This is a genomic window from Mycolicibacter arupensis, assembly GCF_002086515.1.
In the GTDB taxonomy this organism is placed as follows: domain Bacteria; phylum Actinomycetota; class Actinomycetes; order Mycobacteriales; family Mycobacteriaceae; genus Mycobacterium; species Mycobacterium arupense.
The window spans coordinates 23,413-40,147 of sequence record NZ_MVHH01000008.1 but is presented as its reverse complement, the minus strand read 5'-3'; the positions used below and the strand labels follow the sequence as shown (position 1 = coordinate 40,147).

Sequence of the window (16,735 nt, the reverse complement as noted above, 5' to 3'; positions counted from 1 at the left end):
ATCGACATGGCGCGGACGAACGCGCCCACGCCGGGGCGCGCGCCCACGCCCCTCAGCGGGGTTTGGCCAGCGGGAACGGCAGGGTGTCGCGGATGCTGTGGCCGGTGATGAGCATGACGATCCGGTCGACGCCCATGCCCAGTCCGCCGGTCGGCGGCATGGCGTACTCCATGGCCTGCAGGAAATCTTCGTCGAGTTCCATGGCCTCGGGGTCGCCGCCGGCGGCCAGCAGCGACTGCTGGAGTAGTCGCCGGCGCTGTTCCACCGGGTCGGTGAGCTCGCTGTAGGCGGTGCCCAGCTCCACGCCCCACGCCACCAGGTCCCACCGTTCGGCCACGCCCGGCTTGCTGCGGTGCGGCCGGGTCAGCGGCGACACCGAGGTGGGGAAGTCGGTATAGAAGGTGGGCTGCTCGGTGCGCGCCTCGACCAGGTGCTCATAGAGCTCGAGCACCACCGCGCCGGCATCCCACTGCCGCAGATAGTGCACCCCGGCGCCGTCGCACAGCCGGCGCAGGGTGGCCAGATCGGTGCCGGCGTCGATCCGCTCGCCGAGCGCGTCGGACACCGCGTCGTGCACGGTACGCACCGGCCACTGCCCGGAGATGTCGACCGCCTCCAGCTGGTCGCCTGCACCCGGGCGCATCACCACCGGCGCACCGTTGGCCGCGATCGCGGCGTTCTGGATCAGCTCGCGCGCCCCGTCGATCCAGGCCAGGTAGTCGCCGTGGGCCTGGTAGGCCTCCAGCAGGGTGAACTCCGGGTTGTGGCTGAAGTCGACGCCCTCGTTGCGGAATGCGCGGCCCAGCTCGAACACTCGCTCCACCCCGCCGACGCACAGGCGTTTCAGGTACAGCTCGGGGGCGATCCGCAGATACAGGTCGAGGTCGTAGGCGTTGATGTGCGTCACGAACGGGCGTGCGTTGGCCCCGCCATGCAGTTGCTGCAGGATCGGGGTCTCGACCTCGAGGAATCCCTTGGCGAACAAGGTGTCCCGGATGGAGCGCAGCACGTTGCTGCGGGCGGCGATCAGCTCGCGGGACTCGGTGTTGATCGCCAGGTCCACATAGCGGGTGCGCAGGCGCGCCTCGGGGTCGGTCAACCCCTTCCACTTGTCGGGCAGCGGGCGCAGGCATTTACCGATCAGACGCCAGTGCGTCACCAGTAGCGACGGTGTTCCATTGCGGCTCTGCCCCATCCGGCCGGTGGCCTCGACTAGGTCGCCGAGGTCGACGCCGGCATTGAAGTCCGCGGCACGCGCGGCCCCGCCGGCCTGCGCGAGCACCGAATTGTCGAGCAGCAACTGCACTTCACCCGACCAGTCACGCAGCTGGGCGAACAGCACTCCGCCGTAGTCGCGCATCCGCAGCACCCGCCCGGCGACCGAGACCGATTCGCCAGTACCGTCCGTCAGCGCCTCGGCGACGCTGTGGCTGGGCGGGTCGCCCACCGGGTAGGCGTCGACGCCGCTGTCCTGCAACGACTTCAGCTTGGCCATCCGGACGCGGACCTGCTCGGGCAGCCGGGGGAGTGCCTCCTCGGGGGCGGTGAACTGATCGACGGCGCTGCTGTCGATACCGTCGGGTGCGGTGCCGTCATCGTGCAGCCGGCCGGTGGCAGCCACGTTCTCCGGAACGGACGGGTGGTGTCCGGTGTGTTGTTCGGTACGCCGTGAGAACGGCAGCACCAGAAAGCCTTCGGCGATCACCGAGGCGACCCCGACGCGCGGAATCATCCGGGCGTCCTCGTAGCAGGCGTAGCGGGGAACCCACTGCGGCCGATATTTCATGTTCGACCGGTAGAGGGTTTCCAGCTGCCACCAGCGCGAGAAGAACATCAGCAGCCGGCGCCACAGGCGCAGGACCGGTCCGGCGCCCAGTTGTGCGCCCTGCTCGAAGGCGGCCCGAAACATCGCGAAGTTCAGCGAGATGCGGTTGACGCCGATCGTGGCGGCCTGCAGCGCCAGCTCGCTGACCATCAGCTCGATGGTCCCGTTGGGTGACTGCGGCGAGCGGCGCATCAGGTCCAGCGACACCCCGCTGTGCCCCCACGGCACCAGCGACAGCATCGCCACGACCTCCCCGCTGCTCTGGTCGCCGCGTACCGCCTCCACCAGCAGGCAGTCGGCGTCGGCCGGGTCGCCCAACCGGCCCAGTGCCATGGAGAATCCGCGCTCGGATTCGGTGTCGCGCCAGGCGTCGGCGCGTTCGATGACCCGGGCCATCTCGTCGGGGCCGATATCGCTGTGCCGGCGCATCCGCACCGTCAGGCCCGACCGGCGCGCCCGGGTGACGGCCTGACGCACGCCGCGCATGTCCGGGCCGGACAGTTTGAACTCCGACGGCCGCAGGATCGCCTCATCACCCAGCTCCAGCGCGCTCAGGCCGGCATCCCGGAAGGCTTGGGCACCGGCGTAACTGGCACCCATCACCCCGGGTGCCCACCCGTAGTCCTTGCAGACCCGCAGCCAGGTCTGGATGGCGTGCGGCCAGGACCGCGGGTCGCCCACCGGGTCGCCGCTGGCCAGGCAGACACCCACCTCGACCCGGTAGGTGATGGCGGCGCGGCCGTTGGGGGCGAACACCACCGACTTGTCGCGGCGGGTGGCGAAGTAGCCCAGCGAGTCGTTCTGGCCGTACTGCTCAAGCAGCCCGCGGATGGCGGACTCGTCCTGGCCGGTCAGTGCGTTGTCGGAGCGCTGTGACAGGAACAGCACGATCGCCGCGACTACCAACGCCACCGCGCCGAGCAGCCCGCACAGGGCGCGCAGTCCGAGTTCCGGCTTGCCGGGGAAGAAATCCGGCTCCAGCAGGCCGAAGCCCACCACCCGGTTCACCACGTAGGGCAGCCGCAGCGGGGGTGTCACCGTTCCCGGGAACAGCTCGACCAGTCCCCAGCACAACAGGATCGCCACGGTCCAGCCCGCGGCCAGCGTGGCGGCCGACTTGAACAGCGCGCCGCGGCGCACCTTGGCCCAGAACTCGCCGCGGGCCAGCACCAGGACGACGATCGCGCCCACGTGCAGCATCAGGCCGGCAACCCCGCTGATGACACCGAAGCGATCAGAGGTGTCCGAGACCAGGCGGCTGATGTTCCAGCCGCCGGCCACCACCAGGTTGGCGATCAGCAGCCACCAGGCGATGCGCTTGCGGGCGCTCAGTGCTGCCGCCAACAGCGCCAGCACGAAGGCCCAGGCCAGGCTGGTGTCGGGGAAGTTGAACAGGTATTTGTCGATGAACTCCCGCGGAACGCGGATCGCCCACCGGATCACCGGCGACATGCTGGCCAGCAGCGACAGTGTGGCGGCGATACCGACAGCCCAGGCAGCGGTCGGGGGCACCCAGTGGAACCAGCTCGTCGCGCGGCCGCACGAACGCGACTCCGGCGGCACAGTCAACGTCATAGCCAGCGAGAATAAGCAGCAAAACCTGGAAATGTATGTGAGGAATCGCCGGTGGGCGTGTTTGCCGGGAAGAAGTGGGGCTGAACTGCTGCTACACTTCCTTACGCGACCGTCCCGGCGTACGCCAGGACAGCAAGTGGAGTTCCCTCCCACCATTGGCCGAATAGGCTCAGTGGTCCGGTCGCAGGCGGTGCAAACCGCCTGCTCTGCGCCCTGCGCAGACGGCTTGACGCTGTTCAGGCCGTGATCGGTCGGTATTGGGCCCTGCTTCGTGCAGGGCTTTTTTGCTGGTGGGTGGTTCAGCGCCGCTGCGTCCGGACGAGCACTGCGGCGGCCGCGACCGAAGACTACCCAAGGAGGTCCCATCAGCACTGAGATCCGCGTCAACGAGCGCATTCGCGTACCTGAGGTTCGTTTGATCGGCCCGGGCGGGGAACAGGTAGGGATCGTGCGCATCGAAGATGCGCTTCGCGTCGCCGCAGATGCCGATCTCGACCTTGTCGAAGTCGCACCGACCGCCAAACCGCCGGTCTGCAAGATCATGGACTACGGCAAGTACAAGTACGAGGCGGCTCAGAAGGAGCGCGAGTCTCGCAAGAACCAGCAGCAGACCGTCGTCAAGGAACAGAAGCTGCGTCCCAAGATCGACGACCACGACTATGCGACGAAGAAGGGCCACGTGGTCCGCTTCCTCGAAGCCGGGGCCAAGGTCAAGGTGACCATCATGTTCCGCGGCCGTGAGCAGTCCCGGCCCGAACTCGGCTACCGCCTGCTGCAGCGGCTGGGCGCCGACGTCGCCGAATACGGCTTCGTCGAGACCTCCGCCAAGCAGGACGGACGCAACATGACGATGGTGCTGGCACCGCACCGTGGCGCGAAGACCCGCGCCAAGGCGGCAGAAGACGCCGGCGGAGGCGCTCACCCCGCGCCCGCAACCGCCCCCGCGGCGGAGGCGGCCGAGCCGCAGCACGAGAACTGAACACCCGACACCAGAACTGAGGAAACATGCCCAAGGCGAAAACCCACAGCGGCGCTTCGAAGCGGTTCCGTCGTACCGGAACCGGCAAGATCGTCCGGCAGAAGGCCAATGCCCGCCACCTGCTCGAGCACAAGCCGAGCAAGCGCATGCGTCGCCTTGCCGGCCGCACCGAGGTGGCTGCCAGCGACACCAAGCGCGTCAACGCGATGCTGAACGGCTGATCAGCCGCATTTCGGCACTGCAACCCCCTTACGCCCAACGAGAGTAGGAACACCCCATGGCACGCGTGAAGCGCGCAGTCAACGCCCAAAAGAAGCGTCGTACAGTCCTCAAGGCTTCGAAGGGTTACCGTGGCCAGCGGTCGCGGCTGTACCGCAAGGCCAAAGAGCAGCAGCTCCACTCCCTGACCTACGCCTACCGCGACCGCCGCGCCCGCAAGGGTGAGTTCCGCAAGCTGTGGATCACCCGTATCAACGCGGCGGCCCGCGCCAACGACATCACGTACAACCGGCTGATCCAGGGCCTCAAGGCCGCCGGTGTCGAGGTGGACCGCAAGAACCTGGCCGAGATCGCCGTCAGCGACGCGGCTGCCTTCACCGCCCTGGTCGAGGTCGCCCGGGCCGCGCTGCCCGAGGACGTGAACGCGCCTTCCGGCGAGGCTGCCTGACCCGAACCGAGCCGATGCTGACCGAACGTTCGGCCCGGGTGGTCGCGGCGGTCAAACTGCATCGGCACGCGGCCAGGAAGCGCGAGCAGCGCTTCCTGGCCGAGGGGCCCAATCTGATCGAGGCCGCGATCTCTCGCGGTCTCGTCCTTGAGGTCTTCGCCACCGAATCGGCGGCGCAACGACATCACCAACTGCTGGCTTCCGCGCCGGTTCCGGTCCATCTGGTGACCGACCGCGCCGCCAAAGCACTCTCGGACACCGTCACCCCGGCAGGACTGGTCGCGGTGTGCACGCACACCGAAGCCGACCTGCAGGCAGCGCTCGACGGTGCGCCGCGCCTGGTGGCCGTGGCCGTGGGCATCGGCGAACCCGGCAATGCCGGCACGCTCATCCGTATTGCCGATGCCACGGGGGCTGACCTGGTGGTGCTGACCGGCAACAGCGTCGATCCGTACAACGGCAAATGCCTGCGGTCGTCGGCGGGCAGCATCTTCAACGTTCCGGTGGTGGTTGCTGCCGACACGGCCGCCGTGCTCACGGCGTTGGGGGAGGCGGGCCTGCAGGTGCTGGCGACGGCACTGGACGGCGAACTGAGCCTGGACGACGCCGACTCAGTGCTGACCGCACCGACAGCGTGGCTGTTCGGGCCGGAGGCTCAGGGCTTGCCGCCCGAGGCCGCAGCCGCCGCCCACCACCGGGTGCACATTCCGATGGCAGGCGGAGCCGAAAGTCTCAATGTTGCTGCGGCAGCAGCGATCTGCCTCTATCAGAGCGCGCGAGCCCAGCGCCGCGCTTAGGCGGCCTTGGGCTTGCGGCGCGGCGGTCGCGGGGTCAGTCCACTGCCGGCGGCCAGGGAGAACGTGCTGTGCATCAGCGCGCCCGCCCGCTCCACCAGCTTCATCCCCTGGCTGACCGGCGGGACGTAGTGCATACCGCTGCGGCGCCGGTGCTTCGGCGGACCGGAGAACCACGGGGCTTCGATCGGCGGGGTGTCGCTGGGGATCTTGCCCTGTTCACGCCGGTAGCCGGCAAGTGCCCGCGGGTGCAGCCGGATCTCGTCGGGCACCACGCTGAACGCCAGGTGACTGACCTTGCCCAGCAGCCGCAGCAGCACCTCGTCGCTCTCCGACCAGCGCAGGCCGGCCTTCTCGCGCACCGCCGGCTCGAACAGGCCCGTTGCCACCCAGCGCTGGGCGGCCAGGGCCGGCTTGAACATCTGGTGCCACACCGCGTCGGGCATCGGGACGAACCACGGCTTGGGGATCTTGATGTTCAAGATGTCGAGTGCGGCCGGAGTCAGCTCCAGCTCGTCCTCGCAGACGCGGTCCCAGTACTCACAGAAGTCTTCCCAGGACTTGGGCACCGGGCGCATGCTCATGCCGTACATCCGGTACCACTGCACGTGCTCGTCGAAGAGCTGCCGCTTCTCGGCCAGGGTCAGCCCGCCGTCGAAGTACTCCGCGAGCTTGATGATCAGCATGAAGAACGTGGCGTGGGCCCAGTAGAACGTGTCGGGGTCCAGGGCGTGGTAGCGCCGGCCCTGCTCGTCGGTCCCCTTGATGTCGCGGTGGTAGTCGCGGATCGAGGAGCCGGTGTGCTGGGCGCGCGCGCCGTCGTAGACCACGCCCATGATGGGGTACACCGATCGCGTCACCCGCTGCATCGGCTCGCTCAAGATGCTGGAGTGCTCGGTGACGCCGGCGCCCAGGCCGGGGTACATGTTCTCGATGGCGCCGATCCAGATGCCCATGATGCCGGTGCGCAGGTCGCCGAAGTATTTCCAGGTCAGCGATTCGGAGTTCAGCGGCTCCACGGCCGGTGCCGGCTTGGGGGCGGCCGGCGCGGCGCTGGGGGCACTTTCCTCGGCCGACTGTGAAGCCTGCTCAACGGACGCGGTGGGCGTAACGGACATCACGTCTCCTGTCTGGGAACCTGAAACTACGATAATTGTGACAACGGTCGTTGTCTACATCTGCTGTGGCGCGTCGCACGGAAAGCGGCGATCGTGGCGTGCACCACGGACTGCGTCGTTGCCGGTGTCGCGCAGAGCCAATTACGCTGAGCTGCATGGACCTCGAGCCGGCCCCCCGGCAGGCTGCAGGGCTCGGGGAGGCGGTGGAAATGCCCGACCAGGCCAGCCCGCCCCGCCGCGCTCCGTTCTCTTTGGACGAGGCGGCGGCCTGGCTGAACCGCACTACCAACGACGTGCGGATCGTCGAGATGGTCCGGCGGGTGCGCCGGGTGTTGCCCGGTGATCCCGAGTTCGGCGACCCCCTGTCGACGGCCGGCGAGGGCGGACCGCAGACCGCGGCGCGGGCGGCGGACCGGCTGATGGGGGATCGCTCGGCGGCCTCGCGTGAGGTGAGCCTGGGTGCCTTGCAGGTCTGGCAGGCCCTGACCCAGCGGATGTCGCGGGTGCCGGGCAATGCCGAGGCGACGCTGGTCTTCACCGATCTGGTCGGCTTCTCGACGTGGTCGCTGCAGTCCGGCGACGACGCCACCCTCACCCTGCTGCGGCGGGTTTCGCGGGCCATCGAGCCGCCGCTGCTGGACGCCGGCGGTCGCATAGTCAAGCGCATGGGCGACGGCCTGATGGCGGTGTTCCGCGACCCGTTGGTGGCCGTGGCCGCAGTCCTTGAGGCCCAGGAGGCTATCGCCGAGGTTGAGGTCAACGGGCACACTCCGCGGATGCGGGCCGGCATTCACACCGGCCGGCCACAGCGGCTGGCCGACGACTGGCTCGGTGTCGACGTCAACATCGCCGCGCGTGTCATGGAGCGCGCCATCAAGGGCGGCATCGTGGTGTCCGGGCCGACGCTGGAACGCATCGATCCGGCCGCGCTCGCGGAGCTGGGAGTGGTTGCCAAGCGGGCGCGCCGTCAGGTGCTCGCGGCCAAGACCAGCGGCGTCCCGGCGGATCTGATGATGTATCGCCTCAAGGCAGTTCGCCAGAGCCCCCCGGCCAGTGATTGATTACGTGCCGTTAACCACCGTGTGACCCGGTCAGCTGGGTTCCTACGAGTGGATGAACCCCGTTCCTTGGAATACCCTGCGGTGAGCAAGGTAACTATTTGGCCGGTTTACACAGGTCGCCTTAACGCAGAAGCGGGGAATCATGTCAGGTGGGCAGCAGCGTCGGAACAACCGCCGTAAGACGAATCGGCTGGTGGGCGCGGGCGGCTCGGTAGCGGCGTTCCTGGCCTTCGGCATCGCCCCGCTGGCCGGAGCACCTGAGGCGCGCGCTGACTGGGACTTCGACTGGTTCAATGACCTGTTCACCCCGATCACAGACACGTCTACCGGCTGGGACAGCAATGCCTGGGACATCAGCTCGTGGTTCAACGGCTGGTCAGCCGAGCCGGGCATGGCCGTCGACACCACCGCGTTTGACTGGACGCTGGTCTTCAACGCGCTGATCTACCAGCCCTTCCAGACGGCCATGGAGTCGTGGATCGACAATTCGTCCAACGCCTGGATCATCGACGCGATCAACGCGTGGGCACCGGCCGGCCAGATGTTCATCGGCAACGGCGCCGACGGCACGGCCGAGAGCATCAACGGCGGCGCCGGCGGTCTCTGGTTCGGTAACGGTGGCGATGGCTTCGACGGCGCCGACGGTATCGCCGGCGGCGTGGGTGGTGCCGCCGGCTGGTTCGGCGACGGTGGCGACGGTGGCGCGGGTGGACTCGGTGCGGACGGTGGCGACGGTGGCGCCGGCGGCCTGATCATGGGCTTCGGAGGCGCCGGTGGTGCCGGCGGGCTGGGCGGCGACGGTGGTGACGGTGGCGCCGGCCTGGGCTGGCTGTTCGGCGTCGGTGGCGCGGGCGGCGACGGTGGCGCGGGCCTAGCCGGCACTGTGGGGCTCACCGGTACCTGGTTGGACGGAGGCCTGGGTATCGGTGGCAATGGCGGCGACGGTCTGAGCGGCGGCAGTGGCGGCAACGGCGGCTCGGCCGCCGGTTCCCTGTTCGGCACCGGCGGTGCCGGCGGTAAGGGCGGTGCCGGCGGTATTGGCGGCGAGGGCGGTACCGGTGCGGCCGGTGATGAGGACAACCTCAACGGCGGCAATGGGGGCACTGGCGGCGTCGGCGGCATCGGCGGCGAGGGCGGTACCGGCGGCCTCGGCGGGACGCTGGGCATCAAGGGCGCCGACGGTGCAGACAGCACCATCTACGGTGCCGGCGGCAAGGGCGGTACCGGCGGTGCCGGCATGGACGCCGTGGGCGGCAATGCCGCGGGTAGCGGTGGTAACGGTGGCAATGGTGGCGCCGGCGTTGAGGACGGAAACGGCGGCGCCGGCGGTACGGGCGGTGCCGGCGGTGCCGGCGACGCGACCCACAGTGCCGGCGCTGGAGGCAACGGTGGCATCGGTGGCGACGGCGACGAGACCGGCAACGGTGGCGCCGGCGGTACCGGCGGTGCCGGTGGGCTCAGCGGGACGTACGCGGGCGCCACGGGCGGTGCGGGTGGTCTCGGCGGCGCCGGTGGTGTCAGTGGCTCCGAAGCGGGCAATGGCGGCGCCGGCGGCGTAGGTGGTGTCGGCGGGGCCGGACACGACGGCCTCAAGGGCAGCGCCGGATCCGCCGGTGTCTCCGGTGTCAACAACGGAGCGGGCGGTACCGGCGGTAAGGGCGGCAATGGCTTTGACGGCGGCGTCGGCGGCGCGGGCGGTAAGGGCGGCGCACTTCACGCGGACAACGAGGTGGGCAAGGCCGGCACGGACGGCATCGGCGGCCGGGGCGGCAACGGCGGCGCCGTTGGTGCGGGCGGTGACGGTGGCACCGGCGCGGCGGGCGTCTGGGGTGCCAACGGCTCAGGTGGCCTGGATGGGGCCGGCGGCGACGGCGGCCAGGCTGGCGGCGTCGGCGCGGCCGGTCAGGGTGGTGCCGGTGGCGGCACGGGCGACTACAAGGGTGAAGAAGGTCTCGACGGCAACGGTCAGCCGACCCAGGCCAGTAACGGCGGGTCGGGCGGTAATGGCGCTGCGGCCGACGGCAGCCACCTCAACGGCGGTAACGGCGGTAATGGCGCCGACGGCCACGACGGCGGCAACGGTGGTGCGGGTGGCAACGGCGGCGCTGCGACCACCGGAAACGGCGGTAACGGTGGCTATGGCGGCGACGGCGCAGACAGCACCTTCGGCGTCGGCGGCAAGGGCGGCGTAGGCGGCAACGGCGGTGCCTCCGTATCGGGTAACGGCGGCAACGGCGGCCTCGGCGGCGACGGTGGCAACGGCGCCGCGGGCAAACAAGGCGAGGCCGGTGCTGCTGCTCAAGCCGGTGTCAACAGCGGTGCCGGCGGTAACGGCGGCAAGGGCGGCACGGGCTTCGACGGCGGCGCCGGTGGCGCCGGCGGCAATGGCGGCGCCTCGGTAAGCGGCACCGTGGGTGTCAACGGCAATGGCGGCGATGGCGGCACCGGCGGTGCCGGCGGCGCGGGCGGCAACGGGGCGAATGGCGCCGCCGGTGACTGGGAGAGCAAGGGCCAATACGGCTTCGGCTCGGGCGGCAAGGGCGGTAACGCCGGTGACGGTGGCGCCGGGGGCAAGGGTGGCGCCGTCGGCGTTGCGGGCACCGGCGGCAGCGGTGGTGTGGCGGGCGGCAAGGGCGCGGACGGATCCGGAGTTTTCGGCACGGCCAAGGGCGGCAACGGCGGTGTCGGCGCGAACAGCGACGGGGTCCTGCACCCGAACGGCGGCGCCGGCGGTGACGGCGGATCCGGCGGCACCCACGGCGACGGCGGTACCGGCGGCAATGGCGGTGGCTACTACGCCGGTAACGGCGATCCGGAAGCGCCCTGGGGCGAAGCGGACGGCAAGGCACTCCCTGACCCGAACCCGGCAACCGGCGGCAATGGTGGCGCCGGCGGTAACGGCGGTGCGGGCGGCAGCGTCTCCGGCAGCGGCGGCGATGGTGGCAACGGCGGAGATGCGTACAAGCCCGCCGAGATCGACCTCAGTGTCGCGAACAAGGGCGGCAACGGCGGCGCGGGTGGTAACGGCGGCGCCGGTAACGGTGGCGGCGACGGGGGCAAGGGCGGCGAAGGTGGTGACGGTAACTCCGGCACGCTCGCCGGCGGCACCGGCGGCGTCGGCGGCAAGGGCGGTGCCGCTACCGGCACCGGCGACGGCGGCGATGGTGGCACTGGTGGCAAGGGCGGCATCGCGCTGGGCTGGAAGTCCGACGGCACCTGGGGCCTGGACGGCTTCACCAACAAGTTCGCCTCCGGCACTATCCTGGGTGTCTCCGGTGCCGGTGGCGCCGGTGGCGCCGGCGGGGCGTCCGTCAAGGGTGATGCCGGTGCGGGCGGCAACGGCGGTGACGGCGGTGCCGCCGCCAGCGACGCCGGTTCCCGCGTGATCTGGGGCGGTGCCGGTGGAAATGGCGGCGCCGGCGGGGCTGCGGCCAATAGCGGTAAGGACGCCGCCGACAGCGGCGATGGCGGTTTGGGTGGCAACGGCGGCAACGGCGGGGCCGGGGTCATCACCGGTGGTTCCGGTGGGTCCGGCGGCGCCGGCGGCGCCAGCGCCAACGGTGAGGGAGGCGCAGGCGGCAAGGGTGGCGAAGGCAACACGGCCTCCGGCTGGAACGACGTCAACGGCAACATCGCCGGCAAGGGCCAGATCCTGGGCTTCGGCGGCAGCGGTGGCAAGGGCGGCGCCGGTGGCAACGGCGTGACCGGCGGTGCCGGTGGTGACGGCGGCAACGGTGTGAGCGGCATCAGCGGCGGCAACAAGTTCGGCTCCGGCGGCACCGGTGGAGCCGGTGGCTCCGGCGGCACCGGAACCACCGGCGCCGGTGGCGCTGGCGGTGACGGCGGCGACAGCGGCGGCGGCAGCTGGCGCGCCCAGGCCGGTGGGGCCGGCGGAGCGGGCGGCAACAGCACCAGCGGCAAGGGCGGTATCGGCGGCGACGGCGGTAACGGCGGCAAACTGACCGGCGGCGGCACCGCACCCACCAATGGAGCGGTCGTCCAGGTCGGCGCCGGTGGCGCCGGTGGTGCGGGCGGCAGCAGCACCAGCACCACCACCACCGAAGACGGCGGCGCTGGAGGCAAGGGCGGTGCCGGCGGCGACGGTGTGGGCACCATCAAGGGTGGTGCCGGCGGCACCGGCGGCACCGGCGGTAAGGCCGGCAGCGTGGCCGGTGGGGCCGGCGTCAAGGCGCCCACGCCCACCGACACCAACGGGACCGCCGGCGGCGCCGGCGGCGCCGGGGCCGAGGCCAAGGCGCCCAGCAGCTAAACCCGCAGGCGAAGAGCCCCGCACACCACGTGCGGGGCTTTTCGCTGCCACCGAGGTGGCGCAGTCAGTAGTGGTAGCGGGCCTTGAGGATCTTGACCTCGTCGTCGTTGGCCCGGTAGACGAGCCGGTGTTGGTCGTCGATGCGACGCGACCCGTAGCCGGACAATTCGCCCTTCAGTGGCTCGGGTTTGCCGATCCCGGTGAACGGATCACGTTGGATCTCCGCGATCAGCCTGACGATGCGACGAGCGATCTTCAGATCGGAGCCGAGCCAGAATTGGAAGTCCTCCCAGGCTGCGGCATCGAATCTGATTTCCCTCATGCCTCGCCGCCGGCCAGCTCCCGCAGCGTCTCAATCGACGTGGTCGGTGTGGCCTGTCCCTGCCGGTCGCGGGCGACGGCCTCCATCAGCCGCCGCGCATTTTCTGGGGACCGCAACAGATAGACCGTCTCCTGCCAGGAGTCGTAATCGTCGGCAGACATCAGCACGGCATCCCCCGCGCGCGAGGTGATGCGCACCGGCTGGTGGTCTGTGTTGACCTGCTCCAGCAGCGGGAACAGCTGCTTGCGGGCTTCGCTTGCACTGATGGACATGGTGGACCCCTGACCTAGAACGGTACAAGTTTACGGTACGGCTATTGTACGGTTTGATCGTCGCGCGGCGATGTCTTGTCTGTTGACGCACGGCTCACTGTGGTGCGCCGCGTCGCTGTCGATATGATCTGGACCGGCCGTCGTACCGGCCCGGGCACCCCGGATTGACCTCGAACCGGACCCGATTCAACCCAGTCAGCAAGGAGAGTCCCGTCGCGTGGGCGAACAACCAGTCGACCCCTCCGTCGTCTCCGACTCGACCCTGACCGCAGCCCTGCAGGCGGCGCAGGCCGCGTTCGCCGCAGCCGCCGACTTGGACGCGCTGGCGCAGGCCAAAACCGAGCACCTCGGTGACCGTGCGCCGCTGGCGCTGGCCCGCCAGGCGCTGGCCAAACTGGACAAGTCCGAGCGCGCCGACGCCGGCAAGCGCGTCAATGCCGTCCGGACACAGGCCCAGCAGGCCTACGACGAGCGCCTGGGGGAGCTGCGTGCCGAACGTGACGCCGCGGTGCTGGCCGCGGAGAGCATCGACGTCACCCTGCCCTCGGCCCGTAAGCCCGTCGGCGCCCGTCACCCGATCACCATGCTGGCCGAACACGTCGCCGACACCTTCATCGCGATGGGCTGGGAACTGGCCGAAGGCCCCGAGGTGGAGGCCGAGCACTTCAACTTCGACGCGCTGAACTTCCCGGTCGACCACCCCGCGCGCAGCGATCAGGACACCTTCCACATCGCCCCGCCCGGATCGCGTCAGCTGCTGCGCACCCACACCTCCCCGGTGCAGATCCGGGCGCTGCTGGCCCGCGAGTTGCCGGTCTACGTCGTCTCGATCGGCCGCACCTTCCGCACCGACGAACTCGATGCCACCCACACCCCGGTGTTCCACCAGGTGGAGGGGCTGGCCGTGGATCGCGGCCTGACCATGGCGCACCTGCGCGGCACCTTGGACGCCTTCGCTCAGTCGGAGTTCGGGCCGGCCGCCAAGACGCGCATCCGGCCGCACTTCTTCCCGTTCACCGAGCCGTCGGCCGAGGTCGACATCTGGTTCGAGGGCAAGAAGGGCGGGCCCGGCTGGGTGGAATGGGGCGGCTGCGGGATGGTGCACCCCAACGTGCTGCGCGCGGTGGGCATCGACCCGGCCGAGTACTCCGGCTTCGCGTTCGGCATGGGCCTAGAGCGAACCCTGCAGTTCCGCAACGGAATCCCCGACATGCGCGACATGGTCGAAGGCGATGTCCGATTCTCCCTGCCGTTCGGAGTGGGTGCCTGATGCGTATTCCCTACAGCTGGCTGCGCGAGACCCTGATCGCCGGCGCGCCGGGCTTCGACATCACCGCCGAGGAGCTGGAGCAGGCGCTGCTGCGGATCGGCCACGAAGTCGAAGGCGTGCACACCCTGGGGCCGGTGACCGGACCGCTGACAGTGGGCCGGGTAGCCGAGATCGAGGAACTCACCGAGTTCAAGAAGCCGATCCGGGCCTGCCGGGTGGACGTCGGCGAACCCGATCTGCGCGACATCGTCTGTGGCGCAACCAACTTCGCCGTCGGCGACCTGGTGGTGGTGGCTCTGCCCGGCGCGGTGCTGCCCGGCGACTTCACGATCGCCACCCGCAAGACCTACGGGCGCACCTCCGACGGGATGATCTGCTCGGCCTCCGAACTGCGGCTGAGCACCGATCACTCCGGCATCCTGGTGCTGCCGGCCCGTACCGCGCAGCCGGGCGCCGACGCTCACGAGGTGCTGGGCCTCGACGATGTGGTCTATGAGCTGGCGATCACGCCCGACCGTGGCTACTGCATGTCGGTGCGGGGCCTGGCGCGCGACCTGGCCTGCGCCCTGGACCTGGACTTCGCCGACCCGGCCGACGTCGCCGCCCTGCCCGCCGACGGCGAAGCGTGGCCGCTGACCGTTCAGCCGGACACCGGAGTCCGCCGCTTCGCGCTGCGCAGCGTCACCGGGATCGACCCCGCGGCGGTTTCGCCGTGGTGGCTGCAACGCCGCCTCGCACTGTGCGGCATCCGCGCGATCTCCCCGGCCGTCGACGCCACCAACTACGTCATGGTCGAACTCGGCCACCCCATGCACGCCCACGACCGGGCGCGTATCAGCGGCGGATTCGACGTGCGCTTCGCCCGCGACGGCGAGACCGTCACCACGCTCGATGACATCGAACGCACGCTGGAGCCCGGTGACGTGTTGATCGTCGACGACGTCGCCACCGCGGCCATCGGCGGCGTCATGGGCTCGGGCAGCACCGAAATGCGCGACGATTCCACCGATGTGCTGCTGGAAGCCGCGATCTGGGATCCGGCGGCGGTGTCGCGGACCGCACGGCGGCTGCACCTGCCCAGCGAGGCCGCCCGGCGCTACGAACGCTCCGTAGACCCGGCCATCTCGGTGGCCGTACTGGACCGCTGCGCGAGGCTGCTGGCCGACATCGCCGGGGGAGTCATCGGGACCGGGCTGACCGACTGGCGCGGCGACCCGCCTGTGCAGCACTGGAACCCGGCGGCCGTGGAGATCGCCGCCGACCTGCCGGACCGCACCGCCGGGGTGAGCTACCCCGAGGGCACCACCGTGCGGCGGCTGACCCAGATCGGCTGCGAGGTGGCGATCGCGGGCGACACGTTGACCGTCACGCCACCGAGCTGGCGGCAGGACCTGCGCCAGCCCGCCGACCTGGTCGAGGAAGTGCTGCGGCTTGAGGGCCTGGAGTCCATCCCGTCGGTGCTGCCCGCCGCGCCGGCCGGGCGCGGGCTGACCCCCACCCAGCGCCGGCGTCGCGCCATCGGCAAGTCGCTGGCCCTGGCCGGCTACGTCGAGGTGCTCGGCTCGCCGTTCCTGCCCGCCGGGGTATTCGACACCTGGGGCCTGGCCGACGACGACCCGCGCCGTAACACCGTCTCGGTGCTCAACCCGCTGGAGTCCGACCGGCCCCAGCTGGCCAGCACCCTGCTGCCCGGTCTGCTGGAAGCCTTGAACCGCAACGTGTCCCGTGGCATGAGTGATGTCGCGCTGTTCGCCATCGCCCAGGTGGTGCAGTCGGCGGGCCCGGCTGAGTTCCCGGCCGTCACCGCTGCCCGGCGCCCGACCGATGCCGAGATCGCCGGGATCGACGCGGCCCTGCCGCGCCAGCCGTTGCACATCGCGGTGGCGCTGACCGGCCTGGCCGAACCCCGCGGACCGTGGGGGCCGGGGCGGCCCGTCGAAGCCGCCGATGCCATCGAGGCGGCACGGGTGATCGCCCGCGCCAGCGGCGTCGAGGTGACCTTGCGCTCGGCCGCCCAGCTGCCGTGGCACCCCGGCCGCTGCGCCGAGGTGCTGGTCGGCGACACCGTGATCGGGCACGCCGGGCAACTGCACCCGGCCGTCATCGAACGTGCCGGCCTGCCCAAGGGCACCTGTGCCGTCGAGCTGGACCTGGACGCCATTCCGGTGACCACCGCGCTGCCGGCACCCCGGGTGTCGCCGTTCCCCGCGGTGTTCCAGGACCTGGCCCTGGTGGTCGAGGAGAAGGTGACCGCTCAGTCGGTGGCCGACGCGGTACGCGAGGGCGCCGGCGAGCTGCTGGAGGACATCGCCCTGTTCGACGTCTACACCGGCCCGCAGGTCGGTGAGGGGCGCAAATCCCTGGCGTTCGCACTGCGCTTCCGGGCCGCCGATCGCACGCTGACTGAGGACGAGGCCAGCGCCGCCCGCGACGCCGCCGTCGCCCGCGCCGGAGAGCAGGTGGGCGCCGCCCTGCGGGGGTAGCGTTCTTTTCCGCGAGCTGGGGGCACCTCCCGCTTGCGGGGGAGCGTGTCTGCCCGCCGACACGCGCCGTGCCGCGCGTACAACTGCGCACACTCGCCG

The 16,735-nt window shown here is 70.6% G+C and carries 12 protein-coding genes; 8 read left to right on the top strand and 4 right to left on the bottom strand.

Annotated features, from left to right (window positions below):
• Positions 1-52 precede the first annotated feature (52 nt).
• Positions 53-3,400, bottom strand: a complete 3,348-nt coding sequence (lysX, locus tag BST15_RS06010; protein WP_046188961.1) for a bifunctional lysylphosphatidylglycerol synthetase/lysine--tRNA ligase LysX — start codon at positions 3,398-3,400, stop codon at positions 53-55.
• Positions 3,401-3,725: 325 nt separating this feature from the next.
• On the opposite strand from lysX, the gene infC reads away from it, so the two are divergent.
• Genes infC through BST15_RS05990 form a run of 4 tightly spaced genes read left to right on the top strand, consistent with a single transcriptional unit; the run spans position 3,726 to position 5,843 of the window.
• Positions 3,726-4,379, top strand: a complete 654-nt coding sequence (gene infC / locus BST15_RS06005; protein WP_083070863.1) for a translation initiation factor IF-3 — start codon at positions 3,726-3,728, stop codon at positions 4,377-4,379.
• A 26-nt stretch (positions 4,380-4,405) separates the two neighbouring features.
• Positions 4,406-4,600, top strand: coding sequence for a 50S ribosomal protein L35 (rpmI, locus tag BST15_RS06000; RefSeq protein ID WP_046188963.1), 195 nt, complete (start codon positions 4,406-4,408; stop codon positions 4,598-4,600).
• 56 nt (positions 4,601-4,656) lie between these two features.
• A complete protein-coding gene (gene rplT, locus BST15_RS05995) occupies positions 4,657-5,046 on the top strand; it encodes a 50S ribosomal protein L20 (RefSeq protein ID WP_046188964.1) in 390 nt (129 codons plus the stop codon).
• Positions 5,047-5,060: 14 nt separating this feature from the next.
• Positions 5,061-5,843, top strand: coding sequence for a TrmH family RNA methyltransferase (locus BST15_RS05990; RefSeq protein ID WP_046188965.1), 783 nt, complete (start codon positions 5,061-5,063; stop codon positions 5,841-5,843).
• Here the strand turns inward: BST15_RS05990 and BST15_RS05985 are convergent.
• Positions 5,840-6,958, bottom strand: a complete 1,119-nt coding sequence (locus BST15_RS05985; RefSeq protein ID WP_046188966.1) for an oxygenase MpaB family protein — start codon at positions 6,956-6,958, stop codon at positions 5,840-5,842. The two genes, BST15_RS05990 and BST15_RS05985, sit on opposite strands and share 4 nt — an antisense overlap.
• A 155-nt stretch (positions 6,959-7,113) precedes the next feature.
• Between BST15_RS05985 and BST15_RS05980 the strand changes: the two genes are divergently transcribed.
• Both BST15_RS05980 and BST15_RS23020 read left to right on the top strand, forming a co-directional pair.
• A complete protein-coding gene (locus BST15_RS05980) occupies positions 7,114-8,019 on the top strand; it encodes an adenylate/guanylate cyclase domain-containing protein (protein WP_083070854.1) in 906 nt (301 codons plus the stop codon).
• A gap of 142 nt (positions 8,020-8,161) precedes the next feature.
• Positions 8,162-12,289 carry a PGRS repeat-containing protein gene (locus tag BST15_RS23020; RefSeq protein WP_165757106.1) on the top strand — a complete coding sequence of 1,376 codons (4,128 nt, stop codon included), beginning with the start codon at positions 8,162-8,164 and terminating at the stop codon, positions 12,287-12,289.
• A gap of 64 nt (positions 12,290-12,353) precedes the next feature.
• On the opposite strand, the gene BST15_RS05965 is transcribed toward BST15_RS23020, so the two are convergent.
• Together BST15_RS05965 and BST15_RS05960 are read right to left on the bottom strand one after the other, a co-directional pair.
• Positions 12,354-12,611: a Txe/YoeB family addiction module toxin gene (locus tag BST15_RS05965; protein ID WP_046191461.1), complete on the bottom strand. Its 258-nt coding sequence runs from the start codon at positions 12,609-12,611 to the stop codon at positions 12,354-12,356.
• Complete coding sequence (locus BST15_RS05960; protein ID WP_046191462.1) at positions 12,608-12,883, bottom strand: type II toxin-antitoxin system Phd/YefM family antitoxin; 276 nt, start codon at positions 12,881-12,883, stop codon at positions 12,608-12,610. Before BST15_RS05960 ends, BST15_RS05965 begins: the two co-directional genes overlap by 4 nt.
• A 217-nt stretch (positions 12,884-13,100) precedes the next feature.
• On the opposite strand from BST15_RS05960, the gene pheS reads away from it, so the two are divergent.
• Both pheS and pheT read left to right on the top strand, forming a co-directional pair.
• A complete protein-coding gene (pheS, locus tag BST15_RS05955; RefSeq protein ID WP_046191463.1) occupies positions 13,101-14,153 on the top strand; it encodes a phenylalanine--tRNA ligase subunit alpha in 1,053 nt (350 codons plus the stop codon).
• Positions 14,153-16,636: a phenylalanine--tRNA ligase subunit beta gene (gene pheT, locus BST15_RS05950; RefSeq protein WP_046686455.1), complete on the top strand. Its 2,484-nt coding sequence runs from the start codon at positions 14,153-14,155 to the stop codon at positions 16,634-16,636. The genes pheS and pheT overlap by 1 nt, the downstream gene beginning before the upstream one ends.
• Positions 16,637-16,735 lie beyond the last annotated feature (99 nt).

Coding starts and splice junctions, on each gene's coding strand:
- lysX (WP_046188961.1), bottom strand. CDS start 3,400: ATGACGTTGACTGTGCCGCCGGAGTCGCGTTCGTGCGGCCGCGCGACG.
- rpmI (WP_046188963.1), top strand. CDS start 4,406: ATGCCCAAGGCGAAAACCCACAGCGGCGCTTCGAAGCGGTTCCGTCGT.
- rplT (WP_046188964.1), top strand. CDS start 4,657: ATGGCACGCGTGAAGCGCGCAGTCAACGCCCAAAAGAAGCGTCGTACA.
- BST15_RS05990 (WP_046188965.1), top strand. CDS start 5,061: ATGCTGACCGAACGTTCGGCCCGGGTGGTCGCGGCGGTCAAACTGCAT.
- BST15_RS05985 (WP_046188966.1), bottom strand. CDS start 6,958: ATGTCCGTTACGCCCACCGCGTCCGTTGAGCAGGCTTCACAGTCGGCC.
- BST15_RS05980 (WP_083070854.1), top strand. CDS start 7,114: ATGGACCTCGAGCCGGCCCCCCGGCAGGCTGCAGGGCTCGGGGAGGCG.
- BST15_RS23020 (WP_165757106.1), top strand. CDS start 8,162: ATGTCAGGTGGGCAGCAGCGTCGGAACAACCGCCGTAAGACGAATCGG.
- BST15_RS05965 (WP_046191461.1), bottom strand. CDS start 12,611: ATGAGGGAAATCAGATTCGATGCCGCAGCCTGGGAGGACTTCCAATTC.
- BST15_RS05960 (WP_046191462.1), bottom strand. CDS start 12,883: ATGTCCATCAGTGCAAGCGAAGCCCGCAAGCAGCTGTTCCCGCTGCTG.
- pheT (WP_046686455.1), top strand. CDS start 14,153: ATGCGTATTCCCTACAGCTGGCTGCGCGAGACCCTGATCGCCGGCGCG.